Below are 12,346 nucleotides of genomic sequence, written 5' to 3'. Positions count from 1 at the left end.
TCCCGGACGCGCGCTCGTACCCGCGCACCCCCTGTGGATAACTCAGGGAGTCGCAGGCCGGATGCCGGAAGAACTGGCAGCGGGCAGTTCCGCTGCCGGGGTCGCGCCGCGGTTGTGCAGGATCGTGCGCAGGTCGCTCAGCTGCTCCGGGGACAGGCCGGCGGTGGGGATCGGAACGAACTGGGACTTGTTGACCCGGATCAGGATCTGGTCGCGGAGTTCGTCGATCCCGGTCACCGCCGCCCAGCTCCAGTTCGTCGTGGCCAGGTCGCTCATCGTGGTGAAGCCGGTCTCGGTGAAGGTGTACGTCAAGGGGCGCGCCACCAGCCGTTCGCTCACGCCGACCGCCCGCCGGACCGCGATCACCGGGCAACCCACAGCCAGGAACAGCCCGAGGACGACGTCGACCACCGAGAGAAAAACATCACCGCTGAGCAGCGGAAACGTGACCACTCCGACGGCTGTCACCACGCCGCCGACCCAACGGACCAGCATGATGCGGGAACGCGAGACGTGCCGGACGGCGGCGGCTAGGAGGCGGCGATCCGGCTGTGCTTGGAAAGTCAGCGACACGGGTCGGGATCGTAGCGGCCCGCGGGGTATATGAGGGGGCATGCGGAACCTGCTGCGAAAACTGGCACTGCCCTTCCGCCCGTTACGCGGGCGCGACCTGGCGTTGCATGCAGCTGCTGTGACTTTTTACGCCGGAATCGCCGTGGTTCCGGTCGCGCTGCTCGCCATCTGGATCACGGGGCTGATCGCGGGGGCGGACCGCGTACGAAATCTGACCGGGCGCACGATCGCCGCCTTGCCGGACTCCATCGGGGCGCCGCAGGCGCTCGACCGCCTGATAGACGCGGGCCTGCACCTGACGCCGGTCCTTGCCCTGGCGAGCCTGCTGCCCGCGACTCTCTACGGCGAGGGGCTGCGGCGGGCCTTCGTGTCCCTGCGCGAGCCGGGTGAGTCACTCGTGGGATGGCGTGGCCGCCTGCTCTGGTTGCCGCTGCTGGCCGCTGCGCCCGCACTGCTGCTGAGCCTGTTTCTCGCGCTTCCGGTCACCAGCGGACTATGGGTACGCGGCGGCTGGTACTCGGTAGCCGGACTGATCCTCTCCTTCCTGGCGACCTGGCTGGTTCTGACGCCCGTGGTGATCTGGGTCTACCGCGGGGTCGCACCCGGGCGTCCCGAATGGCTCGCGACCGTGCTCGTCGGGTCGTTCACCGCCGCGAACCTCGCGGGATTCCTGCACGGTTTCGTGCTGTTCTGTTCGCTGCCGCTCGACCTGGGCGTGCCGTTCGGCGGCTTCACCGAGATCGGCGGGATGGTCGCCGTCGGTCTCTGGCTCTACCTCTTCCACGTGATCGTGCTGGCCGGTTACGCCGCGACGCAGAGTGCCAGCACCTATCAGCGGGCTAGACGGGCACGGACTGCTTCTCCGCTGCCGGATCCGCGCTCTCGTGAATCCCGTAGCGAGAGTAGAAACGGCCCAGAACACCCGGAGCCCACCAGTTCCACCGGCCCAGCAACCGCATCGTCGCCGGCACGAGCAACGCCCTGACGAGCGTCGCGTCCACCAGGATCGCCACGATCATGCCGACACCGATGGTCTTGATGACGGTCACCCCGCCGGTGGCGAAACCCGCGACCACGGTGATGAGCAGCAGCGCCGCGGCCGTGATGATGCCACCGGTGTGCTGCAGCCCGGTGGCGACCGCAGTCGTGTTGTCGCCGGTGCGGTCCCACTCCTCCCGCACTCGCGAAAGCAGGAACACCTCGTAGTCCGTGGCCAGCCCGAAGAGCACGGCCAGCACCAGAATCATGTTGCTGGGCTCGATGAAACCCGTGGACTCGAAACGCAGCAGGCCCTCGAGATGCCCGTCCTGGAAGATCCAGACGACCACGCCGAAGGACGCGCCGATCGAGACGACGTTCATGAGCACAGCTTTGATCGGCAGCAGCACGGACCCGAAGGCCAGGAAGAGCAGCACCATCGTGGCGACCGCCATGATCAGCGCCATCCACGGAAGGTGCGCCGCGAGGCTTTCGAGCAGGTCGAGGTCGATCGCCGGCGGCCCGCCGACGAGGACTCCCGGGCCGGCCAGATCGCGGATCTCCGACACGAGCTCGCGCGCCCCGGCCCGGCTCAGATCGTCCGGGTAGCGGACCGTGATCAGCGAGGCCGTGCCCCGCTGAGCGGTGACCGTTGCGCTCGTCACGTCGGGCAGGGCCGAGACCTGGCTGGTCAATCCGTCGGCGGGCCCCGGGACGAAGACGGTGATCGGGCTCTCACCACCGCCCGGGAAGTCGGCGGCGAGCCGCTCGCCGACAACTCGGGCCGCGCTGCCGGCGGGAAGGACCCGCTCGTCGAAACCGCCGAACTCGACACGCAGGAAGGGCACGGCGAAGGCTGCCAGGACGGCGAGGACGCTCACGGCGTACCAAACAGGTCTCTTCATGACGCTGTGCGCGAGGCGCGCCCACGCGCCTGAGCCTTCCCTCCGCTCGCGCTGGGGCAGTGGGATGCGCAGTTTGTCGATGCGATGCCCGAGCAGGGACAGCGCCGCGGGCAGAACCGTGAGTGCCGCCAGCATGGCCACGAGAACGGCGGCCATGCCCCCGATGGCCATGCCACCCAGGAAGGGCTGCGGGAAGATCAGCAGGCTGGAGAGCGCCAGGACGATGGTCAGACCCGACACCGCGACCGTACGCCCGGCCGTCGCCACCGTGATCCGGATCGCGGCGGGCACGTCCTCGCCGCGCGCCAGCTCCTCGCGGAAGCGGCTGACGATGAACAGCGAGTAGTCGACGGCCATGCCCAGCCCGAGCAGGGTGATCACGTTGATCGCGAAGACCGAGATGTCGGTGAAGGTCGTGAGCGCGCGCACGGCCACGAACGATCCGAGAATGGCAAGACCCCCGATGACCAGGGGTGACAGGGCCGCGATCAGGCCCCGGAAGATCAGCACCAGCAGCACGAGCAGGACCGGCAGCGAGAAGATCTCGGCCCGGGTGATGTCCTTCTCGGTCTGGGTGTTGGCCTGATCGGTGAACGCGACCAGCCCGCCGACCTGCGTTTTCAGCCCGCTCGCGGAGAATCCGGGCTCGACGCGGTGATAGGCGGCCCGCTTGGCGTCCTCGTCAGCCGAGCGCAGGTAGATGGCCGCGTAGGTGGCGTGCTTGTCGGCACTGACCAGGGCGGGAGGGGCCTGCGCGTCGGTGTAGGCGGCGACCTGCTCGACATCGTCGGTCTGCGACCGGGTCAGCGCGACGGCCTCGGCGACCGCTGTGCGGAATGTCGGATCATCGACTGTCATCGCGTCGCTGGACCACAGCACGATGAGATCTGGGTCATGCTGCCCGAGCTCTCGCGCGATGCTCACTGCGGCCCGATTCGACTCGCTGCTCAGATTGGCGTAGCCCCCGCCGGTGAGCGCGCCGAACACGCCCGCACCCCAGGTCGCACCGGCGACGACCACGGCGCACGCGGCAGCCACGACCCACCAGCGGACCCGGACGACCGCTTTGCCCCACCATCCGAACACGTGTTCTTCTTACCCGGTCCGGACCCGGTTCGCGACCCTGGGTCATAAGTCCGATTGGCCGGGAACGGCGGCTACTCCGACGCGCTAAAGTCGGCGCTCATGAACGCTCTGCCGTCGCGCGCTGACGTAGTGATCATCGGATCGGGCCACAACGGCCTGGTCTCCGCGGTGCTGCTCGCCCGCGCGGGGCTCTCCGTGGTGGTTCTGGAGGCAGCCGATCAGCTCGGCGGCGCCACCCGCACGGAGCACCCGTTCGCCAGGGTTCCCGGTCTCGGCCAGTCGACCGGCTCCTACCTGCTCGGTCTCATGCCGCCTGAGCTGCTGAAACTCCTCGACGTCGACATCCCCGTGCTGCGCCGTGATCCGCATTACTTTCTCCCGACCCCGGGCGGCCCGGGCGCGCCTTACCTGCTGTTCGGCACCGACCGCGAGGCCACGCGCGCCCAGATGGAGAAATTCTTCTCCCCCCGCGACATCGCCGCGGACGAGGCGCTCCAGGTGGAGATCGCAGCACTGCGCGCCGACCTGGCTCCTTCCTGGCTGCAGGAGCCCGGGTCCGTCGAGGACATCGCCGACCGGCACATCCGGCCGCAGCTCCAGAGCACGTTCATCGACCTCGTGCGCGGCTCGGTCGCCGACTATCTCGCCCGCTTCGGGTTCAAGAGCGAGCTCCTCATGAGCATGTATGCCGTCACCGACGGGCTCTCCGGGCTGAACGCCGGCCCCGATGACCCTGGCACCGGCCACAACTTCCTGGTCCACAACATGTGCCGCCTCCCGGGTGCGGACGGCACCTGGATGATCGCGGCGGGCGGCATGGGCAGGGTCTCCCAGACCTTCGCGTCCGCGGCACGCTCGGCGGGTGCTCAGATCTTCACGGGTACGCCGGTGAGCGCTGTGACGGTCGACCACGGCGCAGCAAGCGGTGTGGCACTGGCCGACGGCCGGACGATCACCGCTCGCGTGGTCCTGGGCGCCTGCGACCCCTACCAGCTGATGTCACTCGTGCCCGAGGGCGCGCTACCGGCCGAGCTGACGTCACGCATGGAGTCGGTGCGGCGCACGGGCACCACGCTCAAGCTCAACATGGCTCTGTCGGGTCTGCCGCAGTTCTCCTGCCTGCCCGCCGACGCCGCCTCCCCGTTCGGCTCGACGATCCACCTGCTGCCCGGTTCAGCCGGGCTGGCAGGCCTCGCCGAGTCGGATTCGCCGATGGCCGCGCTGCGAGCCATGTGGGCGGATGTCCAGGCGGGCCGCCTGCCCGCCGAGCCGACCATGGAGTGGTATCTGCACACCACCGTCGATCCGTCCCTGCAGGACGAAGCCGGCCACCACTCGTCGGCGCTGTTCGTGCAGTCGGTGCCCTACCAGCCGGCGGGCACCACCTGGGACGACGCGCTCCCGGGTTACGTGGCCCAGCTTCTGGAGATCTGCGACCGCTACGCCCCCGGCACGTCGTCGCTGGTCGCCGACGTGATGCCGCTGACCCCGCCGGGCATCGAGAAGCACTTCGGCATCACCGGCGGCCACATCCACCACGTCGACAACACGGTGTCGTTCAACGAGCGCATGCCGTACGCAACCGGCCTGGACGGGCTGTATGCGGGCTCGGCAGGCGCCCACCCGGCAGGAAGCGTCATCGGCGCCGCCGGCCACAACGCCGCCCAACGGATCCTTGCCGACCTAGCCGGTTGAACGGCTGGCCGGTTGAACGGTTGAACGGCTGGCCGGTTGAACGGCTGAGCGGCTGGCCGGCGTCAGGCGGGCCCCAGCAGGCCGGTGAGGACGTCGGCGAGGACGCTCTCGAAACGGCCGCCGGGATCCGGGGCCGTGGGCGTCATGCCGGCCAGAGCCGCCGTCAGGTACGGGTGGCCGCCCGCGGCTATCGCGTGTGCGAGATAGGCATCCGGCCGACCGGCAGCGCGCGCCGGTCGAGCGGCACGGCCGGCATCTTCTACGGCGCGGGCCGGACGTTCAACGGCGCCGATCTCGTTGAGCGCGAACGGCGCCGTGGTCGCGTTCATGACGGCGAACGCTTCGAGCTTGCGCGCCGGCGCTGCCGGATGATCAGCGAGCAGCGCGCGGACAGCGAATCGCACGGAACCTGGTCCTGGTGTTCCACGGTCCGGCCAGACCGGGGACAAAACCGGGAATTCACCGGACGGTCCTTCGACACCCTGACCGATGACGGCGCGGCGGTGGTCGCTTATCTGGACGGCTACAAGCGCAACTGGAACGACGCTCGCCGGGCCAGTTTCTTCCCAGCGCGGAAGGCGAACATCGATGACGTCGGCTTCCTACGCGCGGTGATCCGGAAGCTGACGGCCGGCTACGGGATCGATCCGGGGCGGGTCTTCGCCGTGGGCTACTCCAACGGCGGGCAGATGGTGATGCGCCCGGCCCATGAGGTACCGGAGCTGATCGTGGGTACGGCGGTCTTCGCAGCGACCATGCCCGCGCCGGAGAACTTCCTGGTGCCGCCGTCGACACCGGTCCCCATGCCCGTGCTGCTGATCCACGGGACGAAGGACCCGATCGTCAGCTACGAGGGCGGCAAGATGAGCTGGTGGGCACGGACGCTGTTCAAGGTAGGCGGCCGTGCCCTGTCGATGCCGCAGACCGCGCACTACTTCGCCAACCGCAACGGCATCACCACCCCGCCAACCACCACGCCCCTGCCGACCGGCACAAACCCGCCCCAGCCCAGCGGCACAACCGCGACCACGCCCACCGATACAGACTCGACCACGCCCACCGGAACAGGCGCGACATCGCCCACCGGAACAGGCGCGACGTCGCCCGGCGACACAGACTCGACCACGGCCGCCGGCACAGGCACCACGGCGGGCGACGTCACAGCCGCCACGTCGGTTGGCCGCGCAGGTGCCACGTCGGTGGAGCGCACGCGATTCGGCAGGAGGGACGGCTACCGGTGGTGCTCTACACCGTGCACGGGGGTGGGCACACCGTTCCCGGGCCGCGGAAGGCGCCGGCGCTGATCGGCAGGACCAATCAGGACGTCAGTGCCGCAGAGCTGTTTGGTCGGTTTTTCGGGGTGTCGGGGTGACCACTCACTCAGGATGAAGGGCTCGGGGATCCGTCAAGGAGCCGCCAGGCGACTGGATTCCCGGGCCCGGCCTCGGTGGGAACTGCGGTCAGCATCACCCACCGAGGCACGACATCCGCTTTCAGGCTTCTGTCTTTCAGGCCTCTGTCTTTTCGGTCTCGTGCTTCTCGGCCCTGATTTTGTGGCCGACGCTGGTGAGACACCTCCCGCTGGGGAGGTCGAACTTCCAGCCGTGCAGCTGGCAGGTCAGGACGTTGCCGTCGACGATGCCGAAGCGGCTGAGGTCTGCTTTGAGGTGGGGGCAGCGGCGCTGGACGGTCCAGTCGCCGAACTGGGTGTCCTCCGCATCGACCTCCTTCTCGTGCTCGTCATACCAGCCCTCCGCGTATTGGAGGCGCTCCTCGCTGAGGCATTTGAAGAAGGCGTAGACGAACTCGTTGTACTGCCCGATGCGGGCCGCGGAGAAGCGGCAGGAGAGGAAGAGGGAGTTGACCCAGTCGCCCTCGTCGATGTAGATCAGGTGCTCGATCAGCTCGCGCTGGGTGCGGAAGCGGTAGCGGACCTTCTCGTCGGCGTAGGGGCGGACCTGCTTGCCGGGGAAGTCGACGACGATCGACTCGACCGAGGTGCCGTCATAGCTGACCAGGTCGAAGCGGACCGGGCCGCCGACGCCCTTGGCCATGTAGATGGATTCTTCGAGGAGCGGCTCGATGCGCTTCTTGAGGGCGCCCAGCACGTCGATCTCGGGGTGGCGCCAGGAGGCCTTCTCGGCGGCGATGACCGGGGCCTTGCGCTCGCGCATCTCCTCGAGGTGGGCGGTCTTGTTGGCGAAGAACTCGTCGACGTCCGTCGGGTGCGTGGTCTCGACGCTCGACGGCGCTTCGGCGCCCGCCATGGTGAGCTCGGACACGCTGCCCGGGAGCAGGACGACGCCGTTGGTGCCGCCGACCTTCGCATACTCGCTCATGAAGACCGACTGGTCGGGGAAGATGTTGCCCTCGTCGCCGTGGATGTCGTTGAACTGCCACAGGTCGTCGTCGAGGAAGCACGGCGGGCCGGCGATCGGGAAGACGTGGTCGGCCTTCAGATCGTCGATGTAGCGCCAGGTGCGGTCGAACTGACGGTCGCGCTTCTGCTTGCCGAACGCGGTCTTGGCGGCGTTGGGCAGCTCGTAGACCATCGGATACCAGATGGCGCCGGAGAACTGCAGCATGTGGGCGTGCACGTGGCCCAGCTCCGCGAAGACGGACAGGTCGCTCGGCCTCGCGTCGTTCTGGTTGAGCACGCGGATGCCGTCGTGCTCCACCCAGAGCGAGGAGTCGCCGATCGGGCCGTCGGTCGGGCTGATCAGGGCCTGGATCATGACCTTGAGGCCGCCGTCGAGCTCGTGGACCTGGTTGGACTTCGTCCGCAGGAAGCTGGTGAAGCCCAGGGCGCGCAGCTCGTCCTCGAGCTGGCTGGTCGGATACTCCGGGAGGAGCACCGTCGCCTTCTTGTTGACGAACTGCGTGAGATGCGCCGCGTCGAAGTGATCCCGGTGCAGGTGGGAGACATAGAGGTAGTCGACGTCGCCCAGGGTCTCCCAGTCGAGCAACGAGTTGTCCGGGAAGGGGAACCATGACGCGAAAAACGCCGGGTTGACCCACGGGTCGCACAGAATGCTGCCCGCGCCCGTGTCGATCCGCATACTGGCGTGGCCAGTGCCCGTGATCCGCACCGTCTCTACTCCCTCGGCTGGCGTCCATCTCCGACGGGATCGAAGGTACCGGGTCCCGCTTCGGAAAGCGCGCGCGGAGCCGCCGCCTGTGGATAACTCGCCCGGGTACACTGAGGCGGCTTAGGAGATCGTTTTCTTCGGGAGGACCGAGTCGTGGCTGAAGAGCCGGTTTACGCGCCTGACCAGCTCAAGCCGGGCAACCGCAAGCGGGCCCGCACCGGCGCCCTGGTGTCGGCCGCCGTCTTGCTGCTGATGCTGTGGGGCAACCACGAGGGCAACACCGAGAACATCTACCTCATCGGCACCGCCGTTGCGCTAGTGCTGGCCGTCCTCGTCGACATCGTGCTGCGCCGCAACGGTCTCAAGCCCGAGGACCAGTAAGCCGTCACGGCATGACAAAGGCCCGGTGTCTCCCCTGGAGAAGCCGGGCCTTTGCTGTGGTCACGGTCAGCGACGTCGCAGGAGGATGTCCTTGACCTCGCGCAGCGCGCCGTCGACCTCGGCCTCGAAGTAACCACCCGGGACCAGGCCGAACTGCAGCGTGTCGAGCTCGTTCTCGGGAACGGGCATAGGACCGCGGCCGGTCATGGCCTGCAGGATGCTCTCGAACAGCCGGTCGACCTGCATAGGGTCGTAGCCGCTGCCGAAGCGTCGGGGCTGGAACGTGCGGCGCAACTGGTCCACCCGGTGGACCTCGGGGCTGCCGCCGGGGCCGGGGCCACCGCCCATGCCGGCCGGGCCGCCGCCCATCGGGGGGCCGCTCACCTGAGGGGGACCGCCCATGCCACCGGGACCGCCGCCCATGGTCGGGGCGCTCATCGGGGCCTGGCCGCCGCCGAAACCGCGATCGCGGTCCGGCAGGCGCATCTCGGACGTCATCTCCGACTTGCCGTGCCGGCCCGGCTCGAACTGGTCGTACCCACCGGTGTCGTACCCGCCGTTGTCGTAGCCCTGCGGGGGCTGCTGACGCTGCGGCGGTTGCTGCTGCTGGCCGTAACCCTGATCTTCATAGCGGCCGTACGGATCCGGCGCCGGCATCGGCGGGCGCTGCGGCATCTGCTGTGGCTGGAGACGGTCTTCCTGCATGTACGGGTCCCGGGCGTACTGGTCCTCGCGGCCGTACTGCTCCTCGCGCGCGTACTGGTCCTGCTGGCCGTACTGACCCTGCTGCTGGCCGTACTGATCGTCACGGGCGAACTGGCGGTCGTCGCGGACGGGTGCGGTCAGGCGCTCGGTGGGCGGCGCGGATGTCGGCGGGCCGGAGCGGCCCATGGCCTGACTCATCCGGTCGGGGTTCATCCGGTCGGCCATCCCACCGCGCATCGGCTCGGGGGGCATGCCGCCGCGCATGTCGTCGGGCGGGCCGCCGCGCATGGGCTCCGGCTGCATGCGGACCTCGGGTGCGCGGCCGCCGCGGTCCTCGAACTCGGCGAGCTGCCGCTCGACCCGGTCGAGGTGCAGGTCGACCTGCCACTCGTCGTAACCGCCGAAACGGACGCGGAAGACGACGTCGTGTACCTCTTGGGCGCCGACGGGTGCGCCGGTCTGCTCGCCGGCGAGGGTGGCCTCGACGCGGTCGAGGAAGCCGTCGACCTCGTCCACCTTGTAGCCGCGGCGCAGTGCGCGACGGCGGAAACGCTGCCCCTGACTCGTCACAACGTCTCCCAAATTCGCATCCGCTGGGGCATGGGCCCAGTCATCGTGCCACCTCCGCGTCGGCGGCGGAGCCCCCTGCGTCCACCGCCGTGAGCTCACTCGCGGCCAGCTGGCCGCATGCACCGTCGATCTCCTGGCCGCGGGTGTCGCGGACCGTGGTCGACACGCCGGCCTCGCGCAGCCGGCGGACGAACTCCCGCTCGACAGGCTTGGGGCTGGCGTCCCACTTGCTTCCCGGGGTGGGGTTGAGCGGGATCAGGTTCACATGAGCCAGCTTGCCGCGAAGCAGCTTGCCAAGCAGGTCGGCACGCCAGGGTTGATCGTTTACGTCCCTGATCATCGCGTATTCGATGGAGATTCGACGCCCGGTCTGCGCCGCGTAGTCGAAGGCGGCATCGAGCACCTCGGCCACCTTCCAACGCTGGTTCACCGGCACTAGCTCATCGCGCAGATCATCATCGGGGGCGTGCAGGGACAGCGCAAGGGTCACCGACAGCTTCTCGGCGATCAACCGGCGCATAGCGGGCACGAGCCCCACGGTGGAGACCGTGATGTGCCGTTGTGAGAGCCCGAGGCCCTCCGGCGCGGGCGCGGTGAGGCGCCGGACAGCCTCGAGAACGCGAGGGTAGTTGGCCAGTGGCTCGCCCATACCCATGAAAACGACCCGGGACAGCCGCGGCGGGGAACCGGTGACCGCACCCGACGCCGCGACCCCTGCCAGGTAGACGACCTGGTCGACGATCTCGGCGATCGAGAGGTTGCGGGTCAGCCCGGCCTGGCCGGTGGCACAGAAGGGACATGCCATGCCGCAACCCGCCTGGCTGGACACACAGGCCGTGATCCGGTCGGGATAGCCCATCAGCACGCTCTCGACCATGGCACCGTCGTGCAGGCGCCACAGCGTCTTGCGGGTCGCGCCGTCGTCACAGGCCATCTCGCGCTGCGGGGTGAGCAACGTGGGGAGCAGGTCACCGGCGAGCTGGTCGCGGGTGGCAGCCGGCAGATCGGTCATCGCCTCGGGATCACGCACGAGACGGCCGAAGTAGTGGGTGGAGAGCTGCTTGGCCCGGAACGCGGGGAGGCCGAGCTTGGTCACGGCCGCTTGGCGGCCCGCCAGGTCCAGATCGGCGAGGTGACGCGGCGGCATGGTGACGCGGCGGCGCGTGGAGACCGCATCAGGGGTGTCGGGGCTGGTCGGGATGACCGGAAGAATCGTCATGGCCCGTCAAGTCTCCCACGTCCGCAACACATGCCTACCCCGGCGGCGCGATGATCGAGAGCAGCAGGTATGCCGCGGGGACCGCGAACAAGATCGAGTCGAGCCGGTCCATCAGGCCGCCGTGCCCCGGCAGCAGGTTGCTCATGTCCTTGATCTTGATGTCGCGCTTCAGCATGGACTCGGCCAGATCGCCCGTCACCGCCGCGACGGAGATCACAGCTCCGAACAGAATGCCCCAGTAGAACGGCACATCCAGCAGGAAATACAGCAGCAGAGCGCCACCGACCCCCGCCGCGAAGATGGACCCGGCGAAGCCCTCCCAGGACTTCTTAGGGCTGATCGAGGGGGCCATCGGGTGCTTACCGAAGAACACGCCTGCGGCGTAGCCACCAGTGTCGGAAAGCACAACACAAAGAAGCGTGCACAGTACGCGATCGGCCCCGTCGAGCTCCGGTTTACCGAGAAGCACGCCAAAACTGAGCAGGAACGGCACGTACACGGCGATGAGGGCCGCCGCGCTCATGTCCCGCCGGAATCCGTTCTTGTGCTCGCTGAACCGCCACACGAGCGTGGCCAGCAGCGTGGCCGCCAGACCGAGCAACAGCTCGTCAGGGCCGTAGAACCAGGCGAGCCCGGTCATCAGCAGCCCACCGGCGAGCAGCGGGACCAGGGGCGGGAACGTCTCCGCCACCTTGAGCGCCCGAACCATCTCCCAGATGCCGACGCCGATGGCGAGCGCGATCACACCGAGGAAGGCGGGCTTCCAGAGAAAGAGTGAGGCGAAGACGACCAGGACCATGCCGGTGCCGACCGCGATCGCGGCGGGCAGGTTGCGGCCCGCACGTCCGTTCGCCTTGGCCGGTTTGCCGTCACGCCCGGCGCGCCGTTTGCCGGGACCGCGGCGTGGGGTCTCATCAGCTGCTTGTGCCGCGGCTTCGGCCTCGGCTGCGGTCAATTCCCACTCTGCCTGCGAGGTCGAGGTCGCTGCGGTGGGTGCGGCCCAGTTGGGTTCCGACACAGACCCTCCCGTACGCCCTGAGCCCGGTCCTTGCCGGGGAGCCCACGACGGTTCAGGGGGCTGCGAGCCCCGGACAGCGCCGGTGGTGTCGGAGTGTTCCTGGCCTGTGGGCGTACCCCAGGAAGGG

The 12,346-nt window shown here is 68.8% G+C and carries 9 protein-coding genes and 1 pseudogene; 4 read left to right on the top strand and 6 right to left on the bottom strand.

Annotated features, from left to right (window positions below; translation table 11 throughout):
• Nucleotides 1–42 precede the first annotated feature (42 nt).
• Nucleotides 43–573 (bottom strand): YcxB family protein, encoded by a 531-nt coding sequence (locus tag Aco04nite_RS34705; RefSeq protein ID WP_213001471.1) that lies wholly within the window; start codon nt 571–573, stop codon nt 43–45.
• A gap of 118 nt (nt 574–691) precedes the next feature.
• Between Aco04nite_RS34705 and Aco04nite_RS49230 the strand changes: the two genes are divergently transcribed.
• The gene (locus Aco04nite_RS49230; protein WP_498370769.1) at nt 692–1,558 is read left to right on the top strand and encodes a YhjD/YihY/BrkB family envelope integrity protein; all 867 of its coding nucleotides are present in this window, start codon (nt 692–694) and stop codon (nt 1,556–1,558) included.
• Here the strand turns inward: Aco04nite_RS49230 and Aco04nite_RS34700 are convergent.
• Nucleotides 1,527–3,380: pseudogene (locus Aco04nite_RS34700) on the bottom strand (MMPL family transporter); the annotation flags it as partial. The gene Aco04nite_RS49230 and the pseudogene Aco04nite_RS34700 overlap by 32 nt on opposite strands.
• Nucleotides 3,381–3,641: 261 nt before the next feature.
• On the opposite strand from Aco04nite_RS34700, the gene Aco04nite_RS34695 reads away from it, so the two are divergent.
• Both Aco04nite_RS34695 and Aco04nite_RS49795 read left to right on the top strand, forming a co-directional pair.
• On the top strand, nt 3,642–5,237 hold the full coding sequence (locus tag Aco04nite_RS34695) for a phytoene desaturase family protein (RefSeq protein WP_213001469.1): 1,596 nt from the start codon (nt 3,642–3,644) through the stop codon (nt 5,235–5,237).
• A 173-nt stretch (nt 5,238–5,410) separates the two neighbouring features.
• Entirely contained in the window at nt 5,411–6,541 is a 1,131-nt protein-coding gene (locus Aco04nite_RS49795; RefSeq protein WP_213001468.1) for a CE1 family esterase, read from the top strand.
• A gap of 204 nt (nt 6,542–6,745) precedes the next feature.
• Here Aco04nite_RS49795 and Aco04nite_RS34685 read toward each other — a convergent pair whose 3' ends face one another.
• Nucleotides 6,746–8,326: a Rieske 2Fe-2S domain-containing protein gene (locus tag Aco04nite_RS34685; protein ID WP_213001467.1), complete on the bottom strand. Its 1,581-nt coding sequence runs from the start codon at nt 8,324–8,326 to the stop codon at nt 6,746–6,748.
• 153 nt (nt 8,327–8,479) lie between these two features.
• Here Aco04nite_RS34685 and Aco04nite_RS34680 point away from each other — a divergent pair, with 153 nt between their 5' ends.
• A complete protein-coding gene (locus tag Aco04nite_RS34680) occupies nt 8,480–8,707 on the top strand; it encodes a DUF2631 domain-containing protein (protein ID WP_213001466.1) in 228 nt (75 codons plus the stop codon).
• 66 nt (nt 8,708–8,773) lie between these two features.
• Here the strand turns inward: Aco04nite_RS34680 and Aco04nite_RS34675 are convergent, their stop codons facing one another.
• Genes Aco04nite_RS34675 through Aco04nite_RS34665 form a run of 3 tightly spaced genes read right to left on the bottom strand, consistent with a single transcriptional unit; the run spans nt 8,774 to nt 12,219 of the window.
• Nucleotides 8,774–9,982 carry a DivIVA domain-containing protein gene (locus tag Aco04nite_RS34675; RefSeq protein ID WP_213001465.1) on the bottom strand — a complete coding sequence of 403 codons (1,209 nt, stop codon included), beginning with the start codon at nt 9,980–9,982 and terminating at the stop codon, nt 8,774–8,776.
• A 40-nt stretch (nt 9,983–10,022) separates the two neighbouring features.
• Nucleotides 10,023–11,201: a dual-specificity RNA methyltransferase RlmN gene (gene rlmN, locus Aco04nite_RS34670; RefSeq protein ID WP_213001464.1), complete on the bottom strand. Its 1,179-nt coding sequence runs from the start codon at nt 11,199–11,201 to the stop codon at nt 10,023–10,025.
• A 34-nt stretch (nt 11,202–11,235) separates the two neighbouring features.
• Entirely contained in the window at nt 11,236–12,219 is a 984-nt protein-coding gene (locus Aco04nite_RS34665) for a phosphatidate cytidylyltransferase (RefSeq protein ID WP_438874966.1), read from the bottom strand.
• Between the last annotated feature and the right edge of the window lie 127 nt (nt 12,220–12,346).

Source organism: Winogradskya consettensis (assembly GCF_018332715.1).
Taxonomy (GTDB): Bacteria; Actinomycetota; Actinomycetes; order Mycobacteriales; family Micromonosporaceae; genus Actinoplanes; species Actinoplanes consettensis.
The sequence above is the reverse complement of the archived record's forward strand: the minus strand, read 5'-3'. Positions and strand labels throughout refer to the sequence as shown.

What these genes read in the sequence shown, in the direction of transcription:
- Aco04nite_RS34695 (WP_213001469.1), top strand. Translation starts at nt 3,642, where the DNA reads ATGAACGCTCTGCCGTCGCGCGCTGACGTAGTGATCATCGGATCGGGC.
- rlmN (WP_213001464.1), bottom strand. Translation starts at nt 11,201, where the DNA reads ATGACGATTCTTCCGGTCATCCCGACCAGCCCCGACACCCCTGATGCG.